The 21,873-nt window shown below is 71.5% G+C and carries 24 protein-coding genes; 14 read left to right on the top strand and 10 right to left on the bottom strand.

All coding sequences use genetic code 11. From position 1 onward, the window contains the following. Positions 1-188 precede the first annotated feature (188 nt). Together AB0C38_RS01305 and AB0C38_RS01300 are read left to right on the top strand one after the other, a co-directional pair. Positions 189-674 (top strand): excalibur calcium-binding domain-containing protein, encoded by a 486-nt coding sequence (locus AB0C38_RS01305; protein WP_360664645.1) that lies wholly within the window; start codon positions 189-191, stop codon positions 672-674. Further along, entirely contained in the window at positions 671-1,309 is a 639-nt protein-coding gene (locus tag AB0C38_RS01300; RefSeq protein WP_360664642.1) for a class F sortase, read from the top strand. The genes AB0C38_RS01305 and AB0C38_RS01300 overlap by 4 nt, the downstream gene beginning before the upstream one ends. Here AB0C38_RS01300 and AB0C38_RS01295 read toward each other — a convergent pair. Both AB0C38_RS01295 and AB0C38_RS01290 read right to left on the bottom strand, forming a co-directional pair. Then, on the bottom strand, positions 1,306-3,561 hold the full coding sequence (locus tag AB0C38_RS01295) for a helicase-associated domain-containing protein (protein ID WP_360664640.1): 2,256 nt from the start codon (positions 3,559-3,561) through the stop codon (positions 1,306-1,308). The two genes, AB0C38_RS01300 and AB0C38_RS01295, sit on opposite strands and share 4 nt — an antisense overlap. A 14-nt stretch (positions 3,562-3,575) precedes the next feature. Continuing rightward, on the bottom strand, positions 3,576-4,349 hold the full coding sequence (locus AB0C38_RS01290) for an excalibur calcium-binding domain-containing protein (RefSeq protein WP_360664637.1): 774 nt from the start codon (positions 4,347-4,349) through the stop codon (positions 3,576-3,578). A gap of 193 nt (positions 4,350-4,542) precedes the next feature. Here AB0C38_RS01290 and AB0C38_RS01285 point away from each other — a divergent pair, with 193 nt between their 5' ends. Together AB0C38_RS01285 and AB0C38_RS01280 are read left to right on the top strand one after the other, a co-directional pair. After that, on the top strand, positions 4,543-5,931 hold the full coding sequence (locus AB0C38_RS01285; RefSeq protein ID WP_360664634.1) for a 3'-5' exonuclease: 1,389 nt from the start codon (positions 4,543-4,545) through the stop codon (positions 5,929-5,931). Between the two features lie 58 nt (positions 5,932-5,989). Then, positions 5,990-6,328 carry a DUF3024 domain-containing protein gene (locus AB0C38_RS01280; RefSeq protein ID WP_360664632.1) on the top strand — a complete coding sequence of 113 codons (339 nt, stop codon included), beginning with the start codon at positions 5,990-5,992 and terminating at the stop codon, positions 6,326-6,328. Here AB0C38_RS01280 and AB0C38_RS01275 read toward each other — a convergent pair. After that, entirely contained in the window at positions 6,325-6,645 is a 321-nt protein-coding gene (locus tag AB0C38_RS01275; protein ID WP_360664629.1) for a nucleotide pyrophosphohydrolase, read from the bottom strand. The genes AB0C38_RS01280 and AB0C38_RS01275 overlap by 4 nt on opposite strands. A 133-nt stretch (positions 6,646-6,778) precedes the next feature. Here AB0C38_RS01275 and AB0C38_RS01270 point away from each other — a divergent pair, with 133 nt between their 5' ends. The 3 genes from AB0C38_RS01270 (at position 6,779) to AB0C38_RS01260 (ending at position 10,807) form a co-directional block, all read left to right on the top strand. Further along, on the top strand, positions 6,779-7,699 hold the full coding sequence (locus tag AB0C38_RS01270) for a nitrate- and nitrite sensing domain-containing protein (RefSeq protein ID WP_360664627.1): 921 nt from the start codon (positions 6,779-6,781) through the stop codon (positions 7,697-7,699). 88 nt (positions 7,700-7,787) lie between these two features. After that, on the top strand, positions 7,788-9,119 hold the full coding sequence (locus tag AB0C38_RS01265) for a hypothetical protein (protein ID WP_360664624.1): 1,332 nt from the start codon (positions 7,788-7,790) through the stop codon (positions 9,117-9,119). 179 nt (positions 9,120-9,298) lie between these two features. Beyond that, positions 9,299-10,807, top strand: a complete 1,509-nt coding sequence (locus AB0C38_RS01260) for a hypothetical protein (RefSeq protein ID WP_360664622.1) — start codon at positions 9,299-9,301, stop codon at positions 10,805-10,807. 3 nt (positions 10,808-10,810) lie between these two features. Here the strand turns inward: AB0C38_RS01260 and AB0C38_RS01255 are convergent, their stop codons facing one another. From AB0C38_RS01255 to AB0C38_RS01245, 3 genes are all read right to left on the bottom strand, one after another. Next, a complete protein-coding gene (locus AB0C38_RS01255; RefSeq protein WP_360667558.1) occupies positions 10,811-10,957 on the bottom strand; it encodes a hypothetical protein in 147 nt (48 codons plus the stop codon). 238 nt (positions 10,958-11,195) lie between these two features. Next, positions 11,196-12,128 (bottom strand): type I pantothenate kinase, encoded by a 933-nt coding sequence (gene coaA / locus AB0C38_RS01250; RefSeq protein WP_360664619.1) that lies wholly within the window; start codon positions 12,126-12,128, stop codon positions 11,196-11,198. A 114-nt stretch (positions 12,129-12,242) separates the two neighbouring features. Next, the gene (locus AB0C38_RS01245) at positions 12,243-12,857 is read right to left on the bottom strand and encodes a macro domain-containing protein (RefSeq protein WP_360664616.1); all 615 of its coding nucleotides are present in this window, start codon (positions 12,855-12,857) and stop codon (positions 12,243-12,245) included. Between the two features lie 98 nt (positions 12,858-12,955). On the opposite strand from AB0C38_RS01245, the gene pheA reads away from it, so the two are divergent. The 3 genes from pheA to AB0C38_RS01230 all read left to right on the top strand — a co-directional run bounded on the left by pheA (position 12,956) and on the right by AB0C38_RS01230 (position 15,242). After that, positions 12,956-13,864, top strand: a complete 909-nt coding sequence (gene pheA / locus AB0C38_RS01240) for a prephenate dehydratase (RefSeq protein WP_360664613.1) — start codon at positions 12,956-12,958, stop codon at positions 13,862-13,864. After that, complete coding sequence (locus AB0C38_RS01235; protein WP_360664610.1) at positions 13,861-14,478, top strand: histidine phosphatase family protein; 618 nt, start codon at positions 13,861-13,863, stop codon at positions 14,476-14,478. Before pheA ends, AB0C38_RS01235 begins: the two co-directional genes overlap by 4 nt. Positions 14,479-14,594: 116 nt before the next feature. Then, entirely contained in the window at positions 14,595-15,242 is a 648-nt protein-coding gene (locus tag AB0C38_RS01230) for a DUF4232 domain-containing protein (protein ID WP_360667413.1), read from the top strand. On the opposite strand, the gene AB0C38_RS01225 is transcribed toward AB0C38_RS01230, so the two are convergent. The 4 genes from AB0C38_RS01225 to AB0C38_RS01210 all read right to left on the bottom strand — a co-directional run bounded on the left by AB0C38_RS01225 (position 15,239) and on the right by AB0C38_RS01210 (position 18,518). Continuing rightward, complete coding sequence (locus AB0C38_RS01225) at positions 15,239-15,721, bottom strand: hypothetical protein (RefSeq protein WP_360664607.1); 483 nt, start codon at positions 15,719-15,721, stop codon at positions 15,239-15,241. The genes AB0C38_RS01230 and AB0C38_RS01225 overlap by 4 nt on opposite strands. 38 nt (positions 15,722-15,759) lie before the next feature. Then, positions 15,760-17,004: an MFS transporter gene (locus AB0C38_RS01220; protein WP_360664604.1), complete on the bottom strand. Its 1,245-nt coding sequence runs from the start codon at positions 17,002-17,004 to the stop codon at positions 15,760-15,762. Positions 17,005-17,103: 99 nt separating this feature from the next. Further along, the gene (locus AB0C38_RS01215; protein WP_155548455.1) at positions 17,104-17,454 is read right to left on the bottom strand and encodes a metallopeptidase family protein; all 351 of its coding nucleotides are present in this window, start codon (positions 17,452-17,454) and stop codon (positions 17,104-17,106) included. Continuing rightward, positions 17,454-18,518, bottom strand: coding sequence for a septum formation family protein (locus AB0C38_RS01210; protein WP_360664601.1), 1,065 nt, complete (start codon positions 18,516-18,518; stop codon positions 17,454-17,456). The genes AB0C38_RS01215 and AB0C38_RS01210 overlap by 1 nt, the downstream gene beginning before the upstream one ends. Positions 18,519-18,672: 154 nt before the next feature. On the opposite strand from AB0C38_RS01210, the gene AB0C38_RS01205 reads away from it, so the two are divergent. The 4 genes from AB0C38_RS01205 to AB0C38_RS01190 all read left to right on the top strand — a co-directional run bounded on the left by AB0C38_RS01205 (position 18,673) and on the right by AB0C38_RS01190 (position 21,872). After that, entirely contained in the window at positions 18,673-19,224 is a 552-nt protein-coding gene (locus tag AB0C38_RS01205; protein WP_360664598.1) for a hypothetical protein, read from the top strand. Then, positions 19,225-20,391, top strand: coding sequence for a glutathionylspermidine synthase family protein (locus AB0C38_RS01200; RefSeq protein WP_360664595.1), 1,167 nt, complete (start codon positions 19,225-19,227; stop codon positions 20,389-20,391). Between the two features lie 44 nt (positions 20,392-20,435). Continuing rightward, a complete protein-coding gene (locus AB0C38_RS01195) occupies positions 20,436-20,888 on the top strand; it encodes a DUF350 domain-containing protein (protein ID WP_360664592.1) in 453 nt (150 codons plus the stop codon). 69 nt (positions 20,889-20,957) lie between these two features. Beyond that, positions 20,958-21,872, top strand: coding sequence for a haloalkane dehalogenase (locus tag AB0C38_RS01190; protein ID WP_360664589.1), 915 nt, complete (start codon positions 20,958-20,960; stop codon positions 21,870-21,872). The last annotated feature ends 1 nt before the right edge of the window (position 21,873 follow it).

The raw sequence follows: 21,873 nt of genomic DNA, 5'->3' as shown, positions 1-21,873 counted from the left end.
CAAACCCTTCGGTATGCATTCTTGTCGCTGATTCCGCTGGTCAGAGGCGAATGGCGAAGAATCACCAGCCTCCCGGATTTTGGTGGGCTGCTGGCATTTCCGGAATTCCGGAATAGTCCGTAACAGCCCCGCCGGGGCCGCGATAGTAACCACGCAATCACCCCGATTCTCCCTGAAAGGACCTTCCGGTGTCCTTGTTTCGTCGTGTCCTGACGACCGCTACGGCTGTCGCCGGGCTCGCTCTTCTCGGCCCCGTTTCCCTCGCGTCCGCGCAGCTCGCGACGCCGCTCGCCGCGGACGTCGACTGCCCTGACTTCAAATACCAAGAAGAGGCACAAGCGGTCCTCGACGCAACGCCGGGCGACCCGAACAATCTGGACGCGGATCACGACGGCATCGCCTGCGACACATTGCCCCACCGTCCGCAGCAGAACACGTCGACGCCCACGGCCGAGCGGCCGTCGACGACGAAGACCCACACCGCACCGAAATCCACCAGCACCAAGAAGTCCACGACGGGCGGCCAGGTGAAGGTGAAGCCGGTCGGCGGCGTGGCCACCGGCGGCGGTGAACCGGACGAAGGCGCCCCCGCGTTCCTGGTGCTGAGCGGCGCACTGCTCGCCGCCGCGACGTCCGGCGGCATGGTGCTCTACCTGCGCCGGCGCGCGAGTTGAGGCACCCGCGCCTGTGGCCGGCGGTCACGGCGGTCGTCTCCGCGCTCGGCGCGATCCTGGTGGTGGCCTTCGTCCTCGCCTTCTCGCCGCACGCGCCGGAGCAGGTCGCCCCACCGTCCGCCACGCCTGTCGGGATCGCGCCGTCGACCACCACCACGCCGTCGGGTGACGGGCTCCCGGCGGCGAAACCGGCCTCCCTGAGCATCCCGGCGATCGGGGTGCGGGCCGACGGGATCAAGGACCTCGGGCTGACCTCGGGCGGTGAGCTCGAGGTCCCCGGCGACGCCACGACGGTCGGCTGGTTCACCGGCGCGCCGTCGCCCGGGGAGGCCGGCCCGGCGGTGCTGGCGGCGCACGTCGACTACAAGCACGTCCCCGGCGCCTTCTCCCGGCTCAAGGACCTGCACCCGGGTGAGCAGGCGAAGGTCGGCCGCACCGACGGCCGGACGGCGGTCTTCACCGTCTACCGCGTCGAGCGCTACGCCAAGGCGGACTTCCCGACGGACCAGGTCTACGGCGACACGGCCGACGCCGAGCTGCGGCTCATCACCTGCGGCGGGGCGTTCGACCGGTCGAGCGGCAACTACCTCGACAACGTCGTGGTTTTCGCGCGGCTCACCGCCGTCGAGGCTTAGCCCAGGTCGATCCGCGCCAGCTCGAGCCGCCGGTATGCGTGGTCGCCGAGCGACCAGACGTCCAGGACGTCGCCGTCGAGCTCCGGGTACGCGATCACCAGCCGGGTCGGACCGTTGTCCGCTTGATACACGACGTCCGCTGGGATCCCGGCTTCGAGCTGCCAGCAGAGTTGTTGCTGCTTCGTCGTGAGACGGCCTGCGTAGCGGTCGCTCATCGCCCGCGCGAGCTGCCCGCGCAGCAGGTTCGGGCCGGTCAGCGGCGCCGCGAGCAGCCGCTCGGCGTGGTCGAGGGGATCGGGCGGCCGTTCGCCGGGGCCGGCGTCGCGGACGACGGCCTTGGGCTCGGTCGGTTCGCGGGCGGGCAGCACGATGCTGCCGTCGGCGGCGTGGTGGGTCGGCGCGTACCCGGCGTCGCGCAACGCGTCGAGCGTGCCGGAAAAGTCCACAGTGGACGTCAGGACGGTCGGCGCCACCGCGCGCAGGCCGAGTTTCGCGAGCTTGCGGTGCGCGGCGAGCTCGGCGAGGACGGCGGGTTCGCCGACGACGACGCTCGCGACGTCGAGCACCTGTGCCTCGCCGTGGCGCCGCGCGACGTCGTTGACCAGGTACACCAGCGGTTGCGGCAGCTCGCCCGCGGCGATCGCGCCCAGCTCGTCGAGCAGTTCGGCGGCCGTCGCGCCCTGGTCGAACGCCCGCCGGACGGTCGCGGGGGAGAACCGCCAGCTGGTCGCGGTGCCCTGGGCCTCGCGGTCGGCGACGCGGTCGAGCGACGCGGCGAGCCGGGCGTCGGGTGAGCCGGGCACGATCGCGGTCAGGTCGGTGCCGAACAACGCCGTCGTCCGCGCGCGGGCGACCAGTTCGTCGGTGACTTCGACGAGCCCGGCGCCGCCGAGGAGGGCGCGGCCGGTGGCGGTGACGGCGCCGTGCGCGACGACGCCGAGCAGCTCCGACTCGGCGAGCGCGTCCCGGACCTGGGCGGCGAACTCCTCGGTCGGCAGCATCGGCGCGTGCCACTCGGCGAGGCGGGCCAGCGCGTCGGCGTCGGCGATCGCGGCACCGGGCTCGAGCCGTGCCAGCAGCCGCACGATCACACGCCGCACCAGCGCGTCGACATCGATCTCGTCCTCCGGCGGCGGCGCCGGCTCCCACCAGGTCGTCAGCAGCAGGCGGTAGAGCAGCGCCGGCGTGGGGCGCGCGAGGTCGGGGTCCGGCGCCAGCGTGGGCGGCGGCGCCTTCTGACCACGGCGCGGCGGCGGTGGCTCGTCGGCCAGCAGCAGGCCGGCCTGCGCCGCGAGGTCGATGGCCAGCTCGATTTCCGCAGGTGACGCGCCGGTTTCCTTGGCGACCTTCTTGACGAGCCGCGAGCCGATCGTGCCGTCCTTGAGCAGCGGAAACGGCTCCGCGCCGGCGAGTTCGAGGATGGCCGAGACGCGGTCGAGCAGCCGCAGCGCGGCGGCCGACGACGTCGCCTCGGCCGACTCGGCACCGATGTGGACGACGGCGTACTCGGGTTCGTCGGGCGCGAACGGCAGCTGGTGGTCCGGGCCGCGCAGGGCGAGCGACACCTCGATCGGCATGGCCGCGCTGCCGTGGTAGGTGCCGAACAGGAAACCGTGCTCGAACGCCCAACCCTCGACGGTGTGGAAGGGCAGCACCCCGTCGGCCTCGGGAACGCCGTCGGCCATGTCCTGCAACAGCTTCCGGGTGGGTTCGGGGGCGGTGCCGAACAGTTCGCGCACGCGGTCACCGTCGCGGAAGAAGTGGACGAGCTCCTTCAGGCCCTCGGGCAGCCCGAGGGTTCGGGACAGGTGCGCCGCGCGGCTCCGGCCGATCTCGGCGAGCAGGTCCGCGACGGGCTGGCCGAGGCCTTCGGCGCTGAAGCTCCTCCGGTGCAGGAGTTCCGGGAGCCGGACGCCGTCGGAGTCACGCCACAGCAGGGCCCGCTCGGCGAGGTCGTCTACAAAGGACTCCACGGTGGTCGTGCCGAGGAGCCGGCCGATCTCGGCGATCGGCGTAGGTCGCCGCCCCAGCGCGTAACACAGCTGAACGGCGCGCACGACCTGCACCTGCGGCAACGACAACCCGAGCACGGCATCGTCGACCGACCGCGCGGACGCGAGCCGGGCCGCGACGACGTCGAGCCGCCGCGGCCACGGTTCGTGCAGCACGTCCGGCCGGTGGGCCAGCACTTTCGCCAGGCCTTCACGGTCAAGGGCGGCGAGCCTGCCGAGCAGCTCGTCGGCGGTCGTCATCGGTCCAGGTTAGATCACGATTCGCAGGCCACGCCGTCGCCATCACGGTCGAGGCCGGCTCGGTAGCCGGGTTCGCCGCGGTGCAATGGTGCGGCTCCGGCGGCCTTCGCCGCGGCGCAGTTCTTGTAGTACGCGGAGGAATCGGGCTCCGGGGTGGGCTCTCGCTCGGTGGTCCGCACGGGCGGGGCCACCGGCGGCGCCTTCGTGACCACCGGCTCCGGGGTCGGCGTCGGCGTGGGTGTGGGCGTCGGCGCCGGGACGTCGATGGTCCCGTTGCACGGCGGTCCCCACAGACCGCTGGTCGCCAGTTTCGCCGCGGTCTCGGCGGCCGCGAGCGCGGGCAATGCGGCGTCCGTCGCGTACTTCAGATAACCCCTTTGAATCGCGAGAGCCGCGTAGTCCTGGCCGCCGGCCAAGGTCACGGCGATGCCCTGCGCCGTTTCCGCGCCGAGCGTCACGGCTTTCCCGGAAAGCGTCGTGGTCGCCCAAGCGAGTGATTCCGCCGAGTAGCACCCGGTGGTGACGACCGGCGCCGTGACACCGAGGACGCGCACCGTTTTGCTGGTGCCGTCGGTGCCGTTCACCACCACGGTCGCGGCGTCCGTCACGGACCCGATCGTGTAGGTGACAGGAGCGGGTGGCGTGCTGCTCGACGCGGTCGTCGTGGGTGCCGGCGCCGCGACGGCCGCGGGCTTCGGCTCCGGGGCCTTCCCGAAGATCGCGCCCAGTACGAACAGGACGGCGAAGGCGGCCAAGACGATCTTCAGCCAGTTCGGAAAACGCTTCATGCCGGGATTCCTCGTTCCTCGAACGCGACGTGCCGACGGTGTACTCGCGAAATCTCCCGCCCTTGTTACGGATCGGCTGGTGATCGCCCACCAGTCGTTATCCGGCGGATTGTTGCCGTCACGATCGCGTCACGAACAACGGCCGCGCGCCGAAAAGCTGTCACAAGGTGCGGCCGGGAAACGACCAGCGGGCGTGATCGAATCCCTCTCGCTGCTCGGCGCGGGTGGCCACCCCGCGCACGGAACCGACTTCACCGCGGTGGACATCCGGACGACCGGCTTGCGCCCCGGGCGCGTCGTCGAGCTCGCCGCGGTGCGGGTCCACGCCGACGGCTCGATCGTGGGTGAGCTGACGACGCTGGTGAACCCCGGCGCCGGGGTTCCGCCCGGTCCGGCGGTCGTCCACGGCATCACGCGCGCCGAACTCGACGACGCGCCGTCGTTCGGCGACGTGCTGGGGCCGCTGCTCGACCTGTGCGCCGGCAGCGTGGTCGTGGCCCACGACCTGGCCTCCGTCACGGCTTTCCTGGACTTCGAGATCAGGTCCCTCGGCGTCCGGATGCCCGTGCTGCCGGGCGTCTCGACGCTGGCGGCCGCGCAGTCGGTGGTGCGGCTGCCCAACTACCGGCTCGCGACGGTGGCCCACGCCCTGGCGGTGCCCACCGGGCCCGGACGGTCGGCGTTGTCCGGCGCGCGGACGGTCGCCCAGCTGGTCACCGGCCTGTTCGGGCGGTACGGGTTCACGTTCGCGTCGCCACCGGTCTTTCCCGGTCTGCCGCGGTTCGCCGGCGGACGGCTGCTCCCGCGCGCCGAGGCGCTGCCGGTCGAGCCGGGGTGGATGGCCGAGGCGCTCGAGCGGGTCGCGGCCGGCCGGAGCGGGGACGCCTACCTGGACCTGCTCGCCGAAGTCCTCGCGGACCAGCACCTGTCCTATGAGGAAGTGGCCACCTTGGCCGCGACGGCGACCGAGGCCGGGTTGTCCGAACGGCGGGTGCGGTCGACGCACGAGCAGCTCGTGACGGCCCTGCGGGAAATCGCGGAAAGGGACGGCGTCGTGACCGCGGCCGAAGCGCGCGAGCTGCGCGAGGTGGCGACCGCCCTCGGGGTGGCCGGCGCCGACCTGCAGCCCTCGGCCGGCGGCAAGGCGACCCGGGTGCTGGTGCTCGGCACCACCGTGGCGGCGGACCGGATGCGGGCCCGGGTGCTCGCCGAAGGCGTCCAGCTGGCCAAGAAGCTGACCGCGAGCGTCACGCACCTCGTGGCCGACGCGACCGTATCGGCCAACGAACCCCGGCTGGCCCGGGCGGCCGAGCTGGGCGCCGAAGTGGTCGACGTCCGCGTCGCACCGGTGGCGCTCGGCTTCGAACCACCGCCCGCGGTGCGAGCCACGGCCGCCCCGTCCGCTCGGGTGACGAAGGTGCTCGGGGGACGGGTGCTCATGGGAGTCGGCCTGCTGCTGATGTTCATCGTGGTCATCGGCATGTTCGGCGGCACACCCCTGGCCGGCGGGATCTTCCTCGCGGTGCTGGGCGTCGGCGCCCTGCTCGGCGGCTGGTGGATCGCCGAGCCGACACCGCGGTGACCCTCGCTGACCCGGGGGTGGGGCGGCGGCCGACCGCGGGCTCGGGTTCACTGTGACCATGGCGGGAATTCCGGAACTCGCGCTCCGGCAGATCGAACGGTGGTGCGCGCAACGCGTCCCCGAGCACCTGCACGACCAGGTTCGCGTCGAGTGCCGGACCCGGGGCCGGGCGGTCACGATCGTCGAGTGCCGTGCGCCTTGGTCGCCGCAGGCCGGGCCCGAGTGGACCGAACAGAAGATCGCGCAGCTGCGCCTCGACGAGTTCGGGATCTGGTCGGTGCGCTGGTCCGATCGGAACGGCCGGTGGCTGACCCACCCGGACGCTCCCGTCGCGAGCACGCCCACGCCGTTGCTGGCCGAGGTCGAGCGCAACCCGGACGGGATCTTCTGGGGCTAGCTCGCAGGCGGCGGGAAGCGGACCTCGTTGCGGTCGATCTTCGCGTGGGCCGCGGCCGTCAGGTCCACGCCCAGCCGGTCGGCCAGCTGGAGCAGGTACAGCGTGACGTCCGCGATCTCGTCCAGGACGTTCGCTTCCAGCGCGGGGTCTTCGCGCCACGCGTCGGACTCCTCCGGCGTCAGCCACTGGAACAGCGAGGTCAGCTCGCCGACCTCGCCGGACAACGCCATCACGAGGTTCTTCGGGGTGTGGTACGGCTCCCAGGCGCGGGCCGCCGCGAAGCCGCGGAGGCGCTGGGTCACGTCGTCGAAGGTCACTCGGTGATTGTCCTAGGTGGTCACGGTGAGCTAGCAGCCGTATGGCGGACTGCCGTTGACCGGTGAATCTCTCACTCAATAGGTTGAACTTGGTCGGGATGCTTGCGGGGCTTGGAGCACGGGAAGGAACGTCTTGAAGTACCTGCGATCCGTCCGCGGACGCATGCTGTGCATCGCGTTCGTGCCCGGCGGCGCGCTCGTCGTCGTGGCTCTCGTGATCGCGTTCTTGCTGGTCCACCAAGCGAACCGGACGCGCGACAGCGCCATGGACACGGCGGAGGCCGCAGGCCGGACCGCCCGCGCCGTGGTCGCCCTGCAGGGCCAGCGCAGCGAAGCGATGTCCGCGCCCGACCAACGGACCGCCGCGTACGCGAATTTCACCCAGCGGATCGACGTCGCCATCGCCGGGCTGCGCGACTACGCCCGCCGCGCGCCCGACGCCGAATCCGCGTACCAGCAGACCACCGCCGTCGACCTGCTTTCCGTCGCCGAAGGCATGGATCGCTCCGATTCCCTCGCCCTGGCCGGGATCGACGGCGTGACGCGGCGGCCGTTCACCGCGGCCGTGGCCGCCTACCGGGCCGACCTGGACCGGATCGCCCCGCAGCTCACGGAAAGTGGCCGGGTGGCGTACGAGTCGCTCACCCGCAGCGCCGATTGGAGCAGGCTGGCCGCCGCCGAGGACGCGTTCGCGGCCGGAGAACCCTTGCCCATCCCCGAGTCCACGTGGCGCGGCGCCGCGTACAGCGTCTCCCAGCAGCTCGGCCTCCTGTACTCGCAGCAGAGCCAGTACGCCGTGCAGCTCACCCTCGACGACGGCCGCCGCACCCTCGCCGCCGCGATCGCCGCGGGCGCGGCCCTGCTGCTGGGCGCCGCGCTCCTGCTCGTCGTCGTGCGCCGGCTCGTCGCACGGGTGCCCGTGCCGGTCGTCCCGATCATGGTGCCGACGATGCAGTCCGCGATCCCGCGACCCCGGCACGCACGGTCACGACGGCCGCGCGTCCCGGAACCGTGGCCGATGAAAGCCGTGCTCGACGACTTGCGGCGCCGATGAAGACCTCACGCAAAGTCACTGACTATGCCGAAAAGAGCACGCGGTTGGCCCACACGCGCACCGGCCGGGCTCGGGCAGACTGGTCCGCGTGAGTCCCCACTCGGATCTTCGCCCCTACCTGCGCACGTTGGACGCGGAGACGCTGGCGGACCTGCTGCACGCCCAGGCCGAGCGTGACCCTGAGTTGCGGCATTCGCTCGAACTGCGCGCCGCCACCCAATCCGGTGACGTCAGCGAGGCGCACCGGCTGCTCGACACCGCGGTGACCGACGGGAACGGCGAGTACACCGCGAAAGTCGGCGCCGTCCTCGACACGCTGCAGCGGATGCTCGACCTCGGGAGCCGCGCCGACCTGGCCCCGCTGGCCCGCCGCACGGTCGACGACATCAGCGAGGTCCTCGAACTGTCCGGCGACCACGCCGGCGACCTCGGCGACCGGCTGGACCGCGCCGTGGAGCTGTACGCCCGCGCGTGCGCCGCCCGGCCGCCCGACCCGGAGAAGCTGGCCGACTGGATCCTCGAGGTCGAGTTCGACGGCCCGGGCCGGCCGTCGATCGACCTCGCCGACTTCGCGACGGCGCTGGGCGAACCCGGCCTGCGCCGGATCAAGTCCACTGTGGACGACGTGCTGACGGCGAGCGGGCCGGGACACCGCCGGGACGTCGCCGAACGGCTGCGGGAGCAGCTGGCCGAGGTCCACGGCGACGTCGACGAGCTGGTCGCGATCCTGTCCGCCAAGCCGCCGAGGCGTGACGTCAGCCTCAAGATCGTCCGGGTGCTGCGGGCCGCCGGGCGGCACAGCGAGGCCATCGCGCACGCCGCCCGCGCGCTCACCCACGACAAGAACGGGCACGCGCCGGAGCCGGTGCCGGACGACGAGACCTCCCGTCGTCGCAAGGAGTTCGACGCCGGGCCGGACCGCGAGACGTTCGCCGCGCTGCGCGAAGCCGCGATGGCCGACGGCAAGTGGACGACGCAGCGCCGGGCCGCGCTGGCCCGCCTGCGCGAGCTGGCCGCCGAGGACGTCCGGCACGCCGACGAACTGGCCCGCGTCCTGCTCGACGACGGCCGTCCGGACGAAGCCTGGCGCGCGTGCGTGCGGTTCGGGGCGTCACCGGAGCTGAAGCTCGAACTGGCCGAGCGGCGGGCCGCCGAGCACCCGGCCGAGACGATCCCGGTCTTCCGCGAGCACGTCGAAGAGCTCATCGAGCGCAAGGACCCGCAGGCCTACCAGGAAGCCGCGCGCCGGCTGAAGCTGTTGCGCACCTTGCACAAGCGGGCCGACACCTCGGACGAATTCACCGCTCACCTCGCCACCCTGGTGGAAACCCACCGCCGGAAAACCCGGCTGATCACGGAAATCCGTGCCGCGCGCATTGCCTTGCCCAAAGCCGTATCCTCGCCGCGCGCACCTCGTTGACCGAGGTGAACCGGTGTTTCACGTGCACCGGGACATCGAAGGTTCCGCCAAGGCGGCGACGCTCTTGGCCAGCGATGTCGCGGTGGCCCTGTTCCGCCGTCCGGCTCGGCGCCTCCCCGCCGAGCCCGCGGCGGGACCCGCGCCAGGGCCACCGCGACCAGCTCTGAAAGCATGGGCGTATGAGTCCGGTCAGCCGCGCCCGCAAGAAAGCCCCGCAGCCCGTCACCCACAGCGTGACCGGCTTGTTCAAGGACATCCTGAACGACTTTTCGGCGCTGGGCGCCGACCCCGCGCCGGTCGACGTCGAGCTGCTCGCCTCCGAGGTTCTCGGCCAGTTCCACGACGTGCCGGTCGAGGACGGCGAAGACTCGCTCGGCCTCGAGCTGATCGCCTTCGCGCAGCGCAAGATCACGCCGGGCGCCGCCGCACTGCTGGCCGCGCTGAGGGTCGTCGCGGAGACCGACGTCGAGCGCAAGGCCGCCGAAGACGGGCTGCAGGTCGTCCTCGGCCGCGGCATCCCCGCGCCGGACTGGGCCGGCGACCTGGGCCAGGTCACCGCCGGCGAGTGCTGGCGGACCGGCGACGTCTTCGGCGACGAGTCGTCCCTGCTCTGCGTCTTCACCCACGGCGACCAGGCGCACGGCCTGCTCGCGCTGCTCGACTTCACCGAGGGCGGCCGGGTGCGGGACCTCGTCGTGATCGAGCAGCCCGGCGAGGTCCTCGCCGAGATGCGGGCGCAGGCCGACGCCGACCCCGAGCTGGTCGTGCTGGAGGCCGTCGCCCCCGCCGAGGCGCACCGCCTGCTCTCCGACGGCCTCGCCGTGACCGACCACCTCGACGAAGCCGACGTCAGCGAGGACTACGCGCGCTTCCACGCGGTCGCGCTCACGTGGTCCCGCGCGCTGCCGGAACCCGCGCTCGTCCCCGAGGTCGCCGAGTGGTCCGAGACCGAGCGCGCCGCCGTCGTCGAGCAGTTCGTCGCGGCGAGCGGCGAGGACGCCGGCGCCGCCCGCGCGATCGGGCGCCTGCTGCTGGAGCACGGCCTGGCCACCGACCCCGCGAACCCGCTGCGCGTCGGGCCGGAGAAGATCGCGCGGTTCCTCGAAGGCCTGCTCAGCGAAGAGTTCGAGCTCGATGCCGACCACGAGGAGGCCGTGGAGCCGGTCGTGCTGGCCTGGGTGCAGTGGGCGGCCGGTCGGGCCGGGCTGACCGAGACCGCGGTCGCCACGCTCGACGAGGCCGTCGCCGACTACCTGAGCGAGTACGCCGACGAAGACGACTCCCCGCTGGAGCGTTACTTCGGCGACGTCGGCGATCTGTCGCCGACCGAGCTGGCGGACGCGCTGGAACGCCGGATGTTCGCGGTGCCGTCGCTGACCACGGAGATCGAGGACGAAGAGGTCGACCTCGACCCCGCCGACCCCGAGCAGCGCCGGGCGCTGGTCATCGCCGAGGCCGACGAGGACGAGGAAGAGCAGCGGCTGGTGCTGCGCGCGACCATCGTCGACCAGCTGTGGGACGACGAGCCCGTCGAAGCCTGGCAGGCCGCGCAGCGCCTCCAGGAAGGCGAACTCGACCGCGACGAGGTCTTCGAGCAGCTGATCGACGCGCTGGAAGGCAGCCTGCTGGACACCGAGACGCTCGAATACGACGCCGACGGGTACGTGGAGGCGCTGGCGGAGCTCTGACGTCTAGTGGAGGGGGCTCGCCGGTTCGGCGGGCTTCGCCTTGCGCCGGCGCTCCTGCAGCCGGTCGTCGAAGTCCACGGCGAACGTGCCGGCGGCCATCGCGATCAGCAGGACCAGACCGAGCACCGCACCGACCCACGTGAGGATCATGACGAACACGGTGGGCCTCCTCCCCAGCTCAGAGCCGTTTTCCTGACTCCTTCAGGGTCGCTTTCGCGGGAGGCCACCGGTATCGGCCAACCGGTTACGGCACCTCGGCCGTTCGGCCGGATTCCGGCGCGGAGAGTCGCGGGTACACGACGAAGAGTGCTCGGCTGTTCGCCCAGGGTGGGAATGCCCGGCATGTGGGTGACGGGCCGGGTAACCCGTCCGACGAATCGGGCCGGCGTCAGAGCTTGCGCAGGCGGACCCGGTTGATGGCGTGGTCGCAGTCCTTGCGCAGCACCAGCGTGGCCCGCGGCCGCGTCGGCTTGATGTTCTCCATCAGGTTCGGCTCGTTGATCGACCGCCAGAGGTGCCGCGCCTCGGCGCGGGCCTCGTCGTCCGGCAGGTCGGCGAAGTGGTGGAAGTGCGACGCCGGGTCGGCGAACGCCGTGTGCCGCAGCTTGAGGAACCGCTCGATGTACCAGCGCTGGATGTCGTCGGTGTGCGCGTCGACGTAGATCGAGAAGTCGAAGAGGTCGGACACCATCAGCCGCGGGCCCGGCTGCAGCACGTTCAGGCCCTCGACGATGAGGATGTCCGGCTGCTGCACGACCTGCTCCTGGCCGGGCAGGATGTCGTAGGCCAGGTGCGAGTACACCGGCGCGGCGACCCGCTCGGCGCCCGACTTGACCTCGGTGACGAACCGCAGCAGCGCACGCCGGTCGTAGCTCTCCGGGAAGCCCTTGCGGTGCATGATCCCGCGGCGCATCAGCTCGGCGCGCGGGTACAGGAACCCGTCGGTGGTGACCAGGTCGACGCGGGGGTGGTCCGGCCAGCGGGCGAGCAGCGTGCGCAGGATGCGGGCGGTGGTCGACTTGCCGACCGCCACGCTCCCGGCGATGCCGATCACGTACGGGACCTTCGTGCCGCGGGAGTCGTCACCGAGGAACGTCGTGGTCGCTTCGTAGAGCCGCTGGCGGGCGGCGACCTGCAGGTTGATCAGGCGGGAGAGCGGCAGGTAGACGTCGGCCACCTCGGCCAGGTCGACCTGCTCGCCGAGCCCGCGCAGCCGCAGCAGCTCGGCCGCGGTCAGCGGCAACGGGGTCGAACTTCGTAGTTCTTTCCATTGTTCCCGGTGCAGCTCGACATACGGGCTGAGTTCGCGGACCCGGGTCATCGCACACTCCTCCGGCCGTCGCCTGCACTGGCGGACGTTTCACCTGCGTGATTAACGGTAGGGCTTACGGCCGGTGAACGCGCTGTGATGTAGTCCACCCCGGGTTCGGGTTGATCACCGCGAGTTACGGAAAACCTCGTCCCACGCCGCCGCGACCTGACGCGCGCAGGTCGCCGGGTCGACGCCGCCGACACCGGTGCCGAGCCCCGGCATCGCGATCGTGTCGACGAACTCCCGCACCGGTCCGTGGTCGAGCCGGCCGTCGCGCCACTGCAGGAACACCGCGCGCGCCGCGAGGTACGGGTGCACGGTGTCGGCGGGCAGCCGCTCGCCGGGCTCGCGCATGGTCGGCGCGCTGATCAGCCACGCCGGCTCGGCCTCGCCGGTCGGCACGATCACGGCGTCGCCGATGGGCAGTTCACCGCCGTGAAAGGCCAAAACGGCACTTCGGACACTCTGCTCGACCCCGGGGAACGCCCGCGCGTAGACGGCGTCGATGCCCCCGCGCATCCAGCCGTAGGAGTTGGCCGGGCTGACCACGGCCTGGGCGACGACGTCGAGCACCGACCCGCGGTGCACCCGGACCCGGCCGGTCGCGTTTTCGGCCGCGGTGGTCCATGCGGTGGCGAGTGGTTCATCGACGGCGCACAGCACCAGCTCCGGTGTGCGAGGGGAGACCGGCGGGTGCGTGCCCTCACGGCCGGTGTGCGTGCCCGAGTCGGCGGTCACGCCCCTAGCATCGCAAAAAATGCCACCCGGCGTAACCGGTTCTGGTACCGGCTGTCCGAGTGAAAGTCGCCACGCCCGGGCCCCGTAACCTGGTTGTTGTGTCACGGATCGCATACTTCGGCCCCCAGGGGACCTTCACCGAACAGGCCGCGCGGGCTCTCGCCGTCGGCGAAGAACTGATTCCGGTCGAGACCGTCCGGCTGGCGATGACGGCCGTCCGCGAGGGCGAAGCGGACGCCGCGTGCGTCCCCATCGAGAACTCGGTCGAGGGCGTGGTGCCCACCACGCTCGACGCGCTCAGCGAGTCGACCCCGCTGGTCGCCGTCGCCGAACACATCCTGCCGATCCACTTCAGCGTGCTGACGCGGCGCGGCGGCGGGGACATCAAGACCGTCGCCAGCCACCCGCACGCGCTCGCCCAGGTCCGCGAGTGGGTCGAGGCGAACCTGCCGGACGCGCACCCGGTGGCGTCGTCGTCGACGTCGGCGGCCGCGGTCGGCGTGCTGGAAGGCCAGTTCGACGCCGCGGTCTGCGCGCCGGTCGCCATCGAGCACTACGACCTCGAGGTGCTGGCCACCGAGGTCGCCGACGTCAGCGACGCCGCGACGCGCTTCCTGCTGGTTCGCCCGCCGGGCGAGCTGCCGGAGCCGACGGGTGCCGACCGGACGTCCGTGGTCGCCGCGGCCGTGAACCGCACCGGCACGCTTGCCGAGCTGCTCACCGCGCTGGCCGACCGCGGGATCAACCTCACCCGGCTCGACGCCCGCCCGACGCGCAGCAACTTCGGCGAGTACCGCTTCTTCATCGACTTCGAGGGGCACGTGGCCGAGCCACGGATCCTCGACGCGCTGACGGCGTTGCGCCGGCACTGCCGCAACCTGCGGTTCCTCGGTTCGCACCCGCGCGCCGACGGGACACGCACCACGATCGAGCCCGGGGCCGGCAACGACGACTTCGTCGACGCGGCCGTGTGGGCCGACGCCGTCCGCAAGGGGGACCTGGCGTGAGGCTGCTGCTCATCCGCCACGGTCAGACCGACGGGAACGTCCGCGGCGCGCTCGACACCGCCCTGCCCGGCCCGCCGCTCACCGAGCTCGGCCGCGCCCAGGCCGAAGACCTCGCGGTCCGGCTGGCGGGGGAGCCGATCGCCGCGGTCTACGCGTCGCAGGCGACCCGTGCCCAGCAGACGGCGGCGCCGCTGGCCGCGCGGTTCGACCTGGACGTCCAGGTCGTCGACGGCGTCCACGAAGTCGGCGCGGGTGACCTCGAAGGGGCCACCGACCACGAGTCGATCCGGGTCTACATGGACGTCGTGAAGCGGTGGACCCTCGGCGAGCTGACGCCGTCGCTGCCCGGCGGCGAGAGCGGCACGAGCGTGCGCACCCGCATGCTCGACGCGGTCGGCCGGCTGCGCGCCAAGCACGAGCAGGCGGACCCGGACAGCGTGATCGCGCTGGTCAGCCACGGTGGCGCGATCCGGCTGTCCGCCGAGTGGCTGGCGCCGAACGTCCACGCCGACATCGCCAACGCGGCGCTGATCCCGAACACCGGCCTAGTGGAGCTGGACGTCCGTCCGGACGGCCGGTGGCACTGCCTGACCTGGGTCGACACCCCGCTCTGACCGTCACGAAAGTGTGATCCCGTCACGTTTAAGACACGTTTGGTGGGGAATTAACGGTTCGAACCAACCTGCCGAAGATCCGTACGTCTACCCAGAAGCACCACACCAGGGAGGCGATAGACATGGTTCGGACGAAGCTTTCACGGTTGTTCCCCGTCATCGCGGCTTCGGCGGGCGTTCTCGCGCTCGCCGCCTGCGGGAGCGGCGGAACCACGAACGCGGCGAGCAGCTCGACGCCCTCGACCACGGCGCCGCCCACCTCCACCGCCGCCACCACGGCCTCGCCGAGCCCGAGCAGCTCGACGCCGGCCTCGTCGCCGCCCGCCCAGCCGGCGGACAACGGCCTCTGCAAGGCCGGCGACGTCGGGCTGTCGCTCGGCCAGGGTGACGCCGGCGCCGGCTCGGTGTACCGGCCGCTGCTCATCAAGAACACCAGCTCGAAGCCGTGCGAGATCCAGGGCTTCCCCGGGGTCTCCTACGTGGCGGGCACCGACGGGCACCAGGTCGGCAAGGACGCGTTCCGCGAAGGCACCAAGGGCAACGCGGTGAAGCTGAACCCCGGCCAGAGCGCGGTCGCCGACATCCAGTTCGTCAACGTGCGGAACTTCGACGCGGGCACCTGCCAGCCGACGGCGGTGAAGGGCCTGCGCATCTACCTGCCGCAGGAGACGGCGTCGAACTTCGTGCCGACCGACGGCACGGCCTGCGCGAGCACGAAGATCCCGGGCAACCAGCTTTCGGTGAAGACGGTCCACACGTCCTAGATGCGGCCGCAGATTTCTTGGGCTTGGACCAGGTGCCGCTGGCCGGAGATGTCGTTGAAGTGCAGGCTGAGCACCATGCGGCTGACGCCGTCGATGTGGTCGGCCAGCGGCTGGTAGGCCGCGTTGACCTGGGCGGCGGCCGCGGACAGCTCGCGCGCCGCCGTCATCCGGTGCAGCCGTTCGGGCGTGAGGCCGGGCGTCAGCTTCGGCTGCGCGTCCCGGCTCGTGTCCGGCAGCTGGCCGACGCGGTCGAGGGACTGGCACGCGGCCAGCGCGTCGTCGAGCGCGCCCGCGTGCACGCCGGACAGGCCCCACAGCAGCCCGAGCACGCCGCCGCCGAGCACGAACCCGGCGACCGCGCACAGCACGAGCAGCCGGCGTGATGGCGGTGGTGTCGCCTTGACCTCCTCGGACTCGGTCGAAGGCTCCTCGAAGTCGGGCCCGGCGTCGGTGCCGGTCTCGGTGTCCACGGTGCGCATAGCCGCCTCCCACCACCTGGGTGATGAGACATTTCAGCTCACAAATGCGGATCCTGGTGCTGAAGCGCCCCGGCTGAGTCCGATTCGTCATCCAGCGGGAAGCGCCGCAGCGCGACGGAAGCGAACGCGGCGATCACCACCATCGCCAGCCCGGACACGGCGAACGTGTCCGCCGCGGTGCCGAGCGCCTCGGTCAGCACCCCGCCGAGCAGGGCGCCGAGCGGGATCGCGCCCCAGACGACCGTGCGCCACACCCCGAGCACCCGGCCGAGCAGCCCGCCGGGCACCAGTGTGTGCCGCGCGGTGGCGAGCACGACGTTGACCGCGACCACAGCGGCCGCGAACAGGCCGAACAGCGCCGCGCTCGCGACCGGCGAGCGCACCAGGCCCATCCCGCCGAACCCGGCACCGCAGCAGAGGATCCCGCCGAGCACGACCACGCGCCGGCCGGTCGCGCGCACGAGCCGTGGGGCGACGCCGGCGCCGAGCAGCCCGCCGATGCCGCCGACGAACGCGAAGAACCCGAAGGTCGCGTCGGACAGGTGGAGGTCGTCGAGCGCGTAGAGCACCAGCTGTGCCTGCGCGAGCTCGCTGACCAGGCTGAGCAGCCCGGCGATCACGACCAGGCGCCTGAGCAGCGCGTTCCCGCGCAGCCAGCGCAGGCCGTCGGCCAGTTCGGTGCGCAGCCGCGTGGGCTGGCGCACCTCGGCCTGGCCGCGGTAGGTGCCGGCGAGCCCGAGCAGCACGGCGGCCGCGATCGCGAAGCCCGCGGAGTTGAGGATGAAGGGGAAGGCGGCGAAGAGCGCGAAGGTCAGGCTGCCGATCGGGCCACCGAGGAACGTCTGGCCGACGATCTCGCACGCCTGCAGCTTGCTGTTGGCCGCGTCGAGCGAGCCGTCGCCGACGACCGCCGGGACCAGGGCGTTGGCCGCGCTGTCCGCGATCGTTTCGGCGGTCCCGATGACCAGCGCCGTCAGGTAGATCAGCCAGATCGTCATCCCGCCGGCGGCGACGAGCACGGCCAGGGCGCCGACCGCGACGGCGCGGGCGGTGTTCGCGACGATCATCGCGCGCCGGCGGTCGATCCGGTCGACCAGCGCGCCGGCGACGGCGGCGAACAGCAGCCAGGGCAGGAACTGGGTGGCGGACAGCCCGGCGATGAGCACGGGATCGCGGGTCAGCGTCGTGGCCAGCAGGGGCAGCGCCACCTTGCCCATGCCGTCGCCCAGGTGGGACGCCGCACTCGACGTCAGCAGCCACGTGAGTCTTCGAGCAGGGTTCATCGGGGCCCCCACACCGATCGCAGTCACCCAATGACTTCGGGTAACAGGATAAAGGCGGTGTCACCCGATGGTGGTCACGGTGTCACTACTAGTGCGCGTTCAGCCCCAGCCGAGCTCGTGCAACCGGGCGTCGTCGATCCCGAAGTGGTGACCCAGCTCGTGCACGACGGTGATGAGGACCTCCTCGACGACCTCGTCCTCGTCTTCGCACATCGAGAGGATCGGCTGCCGGTAGATCGAGATCCGGTCGGGCAGCACCCCGCCGTACGACGACGTCCGCTCGGTCAGCGCGATCCCGTGGTAGAGCCCGAGGATGTCCGGCGCCTCGTCGTTGAACTCCTCGACCAGCACCACGACGTTGTCCATCGCCTTCGCGAACTCGGCCGGCACCTCGTCCAGGGCTTCCGAGACCAGCTCCTCGAACCGCTCCCGGCTCATCTCGACGGGCATCAGCCGTTCTGCTTCGACGTCGGCGGCGCGGAGCTCGACGTCGCGGGGCCGCCGCCCCCGTCCGAAGGCGGGCCGCCGTCCTGAGGCTGTCCGCCGTCTTGGGGCGCTCCGCCGTCCTGCGGCTGGCCACCGTCGGTGCCCGGCGGGGCCGCCTTGATGCTGCCGGTCACCGCCTGCAGGCCGCTCTTGTCCGGCAGGAGCGCCGCGACCTTGCAGTTGACCTTGGTCGAACCGGCGTCCCAGCTCTCCTGCTCGCGCAGGTCCCAGGTCAGGACCAGTTTCTTCGCGTCCAGGTCGGCGCCGCCCGTGTAGTCCGACGCCTGCTTGGTGCACTCGGTGTCGAGCCAGGCCTTCTGGTCGTCCTGCGCCGGGTAGGCGTCCTTGAACTTCGCCTTGAGGTCGAGGGTCGCGATGATCTCGTAGGAGTGCGGCTTCGTGCACTCGACCGGGTCGCCGACGCCCTTGCCCTGCAGCGCGAGGCAGGTGCCCGGCTCGAACACGAGCGACTGGTCCTGCTCCTTCGCCGGCCCGGTGGTCGTCAGCAGCGTCCCGCCGGGGCCCGCCCACTGCAGGCCGCACCGCAGCTGGCGGTCGCCGTCGTCCCACTGCGACGGCGTCGGGCGCAGCAGGTTCGTCGTGAGCTTGCCGTACGGGTCCAGGTTGTGGCCGAGGTACGGCTTCACGTCCGAGGTGCACTTCTGCTGCGCGATCTGCTGCCACTGCTCCAGCGACGGCACCGGCGCGCCCTCCGGGAACTGCGCGCCGATGTCCACGAGCGTGGTCACCTCGAACTTGTGCGGCTCGGTGCAGGCCACCTTGCGCGCGTCGCTCGCGTCCGGGTTCGTCCAGGTCAGGCAGCTGCCGGGCGGGGAGTGGAAGGCCGCCTCGGCCTCCTCGGAGAGCTTGCCGGCACCGCCGCCGGACCCGCCGGTGATGCCGTCGCTCCAGGAAAAGACGACGCTGAGGGCGAGCGCGATGAGCGCGCCCGCGAAGATCCCGCCCATCACGACGCGGGTGCGCAGCGTCTGCGTGGCGGTGGGGAACCGATCGGCGCTGGGAGACATCGCAGTCCATGATGCCCGCGCCGCGCGAGACGTGCGCGACCTGGGTGGTTAGGGTGGGTCACGGTTTCGTGGTGGCCGGGATTACGGAGCGCACATGACGCAGGACAGCAACACTGGGGACCAGCCGCCCCCCGAGCCGCCGAAGCGCGGTTCGATGAGATTCCAGGACTCGAACACACAGGCGAAGCAGCCTTCGGTCGCGGAGCAGCGAGCGCGTCAGCAGGCGCTCGCGCAGGAAGAACGCGACGAGGAGCTGGCCCGTCAGGCGGACGCCAAGGCGGCCACCCGGCGCAAGATCCTGATCGGCAGCGGCGTGACCGTCGGTCTCGTCGGCCTGGTCGCGACGTTCTACGCGGTCGCGAAGCCGGCCGGCGAGGTCACCGCGGTCTGCACCGACTCGAACGGCATCGTCCAGGGCGACGACAACTGCGACGAGACCTACGTGACCAGTCACGGCGGGTACTCCCAGGGTGGCTTCCTGTTCCTGCCGATCGGCGGTGGCGGGTACAACAGCTACCGCTACAACTACGGCGGCAGCGGCAACATCGGCCAGCGCGTGTCCGGTGGCTCGTTCGACGCGCCGTCGTCGCGGACCAACGTCAACACGAAGTCCGGCAAGTCCGTCCAGCGCGGCGGCTTCGGCATCAGCGGGAAGAGCGGCGGCACCGGGGGCTCCGGCACCGACGGCAAGAGCGGGGGATCTTAGGTGTACCGGGACCGGCGTGAGCCGCGGCGTGACTGGCAGCGGATCGTCGAGGAGCAGGGGCTCGTCTACGGCACGCCGGCCCGTGACAGCAGCGGCCGGATGCGGCCGTACTGGGACGAGTCGGTGCACTACGTCTTCGACATGGACGAGGTGCTCTCGCTCGAAGCCGACGTCGAACTGCTGCACTCGATGTGCCTGGAGGCCGTCGACAACGTCGTGACGACCGAGGGCTACCAGCGCTTCGGCATCCCGGAGTGGGTCTGGCCGCACATCGCCGAGTCGTGGAAGCGGCAGGACCCGCACGTCTACGGCCGGTTCGACCTGCGCTACGACGGCAAGTCGCCGGCGAAGCTGCTGGAGTACAACGCCGACACGCCGACCACGCTGCTGGAAGCGTCGCTGCTGCAGTGGCACTGGAAGACCGACGTCTTCCCGGACGACGACCAGTGGAACTCGATCCACGAGAAGCTCGTCGAGCGCTGGTCGTTCCTCCAGGACAAGCTGCCGTCGAACGAGCTGCACTTCACCTGGTCGGCGGCCGACCCGTCCGGCGAGGACAACGTCACCACGGCGTACCTGCAGGAGACGGCGGCCGAGGCCGGGCTGGACACGGTGGGGCTGGCGATCGAGGAGATCGGCTGGGACCCGGTGCTCAAGCGGTTCGTCGACCTCGAAGAGTCGCAGATGGCGACCGTGCTGAAGCTGTACCCGTGGGAGTGGGTGGTCGACGAGGAGTTCGGCCGCAACGCCGTCGAGTCGCTGCCGCGGACGCTGTGGATCGAGCCGCTCTGGAAGATGATCCTCTCCAACAAGACGCTGCTGGCGATCCTGTGGGAGAACTACCCGGGGCACCCGAACCTGCTGCCCGCGTTCGCCGACGACCCGGGCCTGCTCACCGAGTACGTCCGCAAGCCGAAACTGGGCCGCGAGGGCGCGAACGTCCAGATCGTCGCCACCGGTTACGAGACCCAGACCGACGGTGTCTACGGCGCCGAAGGGTTCGTCTACCAGGCGTTCGACCCGCTGCCCGAGTTCGACGGCTACCGGCCGGCGCTCGGCGCGTGGATCGTCGGCGACAGCTCCGCCGGCCTGGGCATCCGGGAGACCGGCGGCCTGGTCACCGACGACGGTGCCGCATTCGTCCCACATCGCATCCCCGAGTCGTGATACAACACCGCTGCTGATCAGCTCTTTTCACTGGGAGACAACTCGTGAACACGACCCTTGCGCTGTCCGACACGTTCGGCTCCGACCTCGTGCGGGGGATCGGCGCGATCCTGCTCTACGGCGTCATCGGCCTGCTGCTGATGTTCGCCGGCTTCTACGCCATCGACTGGACCACGCCCGGCAAGCTGTCGAAGCTGGTCACGCAGGGCCTGCCGAACGCGGTGATCGTGACCGCGTCCGGGATGCTCTCGATGGCGTTCATCGTCGTCGTGGCGATCTTCAACTCGGCGAGCGACCTCACCGAGGGCCTGATCACGTCGCTGGTCTACGGCCTGCTCGGGATCATCGTCCAGGTGGTCGCGGTCCGGCTGCTGGAGTGGGCGACCCGCATCGACGTGGCGTCGACCATCGAGAGCGAGAAGTTCGCCCCGGTGAGCATCGTCGTCGCGGCCGCGCACATCGGCTTGGGCCTCGTGGTGGCGGTCGGCATCTCCTGACCCAGCCGTCGTGGGCCATCCGGTGGGGATGGCCCACGGGCGTGGCCGCGTTCGTCCGTTCGCACTAGCGTGGGCTTCGTGCGCCTGCTGAGGACACCGGACGACCGGTTCACGGACCTGCCCGACTTCCCCTTCGAGCCGAAGTACGTCGAACTCGACGACCCCCACGGCGGCGTGATCAGAGTCGGCTACGTGGAGGCCGGTCCGGCCGACGGCCGGCCGGTGCTGCTCCTGCACGGCGAGCCCAGCTGGTCGTTCCTCTACCGCAAGATGCTGCCGGTGCTGGCGACGGCCGGGCTCCGGGCGATCGCGCCCGACCTGGTCGGGTTCGGGCGTTCGGACAAGCCGGGCGACCAGGTCGACCACACGTACGCGCGGCACGTCGAGTGGATGCGCGGCTTCGCGTTCGACGCGCTGGACCTGCGGGACGTGACGCTGGTCGGCCAGGACTGGGGCGGCCTGATCGGGCTGCGGCTGGTCGCCGAGAACCCCTCCCGGTTTTCCCGGGTCGTGGCGGCCAACACGGGCCTGCCCACGGGAGACATCGACATGCCGGCGGTCTGGCACTCGTTCCGCGAGGCGGTCGAGAAGGCCCAGGTGCTGGACGTCGCACGGTTCGTCCAGTCGGGATGCCGCTCGACGCTGACCGAGCCCGAGCGCGCGGCTTACGACGCACCGTTCCCGAACGAGATGTACAAGGCCGGCCCGCGGGCGATGCCGTCTCTGGTGCCGTACCGGCCGGACGACCCGGCGTCGGAGGCGAACCGCGCGGCGTGGAAGACGTTGACGGAGCTGGACATCCCGTTCCTGGTGGCGTTTTCCGACGGCGACCCGATCACCGGCGGAATGGCCCCGATCCTGCAGCGCTCGATGAGGGGGGCGCAGGGGGTGGAGCACCCGGTGCTCGGCGGAGCTGGGCACTTCCTCCAGGAGGACGCGGGCGCGGAGCTGGCCGAGCACGTGGTGCGCTTCATCCGGGGCTGAG

It is taken from the genome of Amycolatopsis sp. NPDC048633, from assembly GCF_040650695.1.
Taxonomy (GTDB): Bacteria; Actinomycetota; Actinomycetes; order Mycobacteriales; family Pseudonocardiaceae; genus Amycolatopsis.
Note: the sequence above shows the minus strand (reverse complement) of the source record. Positions and strands in the feature narration are given on the sequence as shown.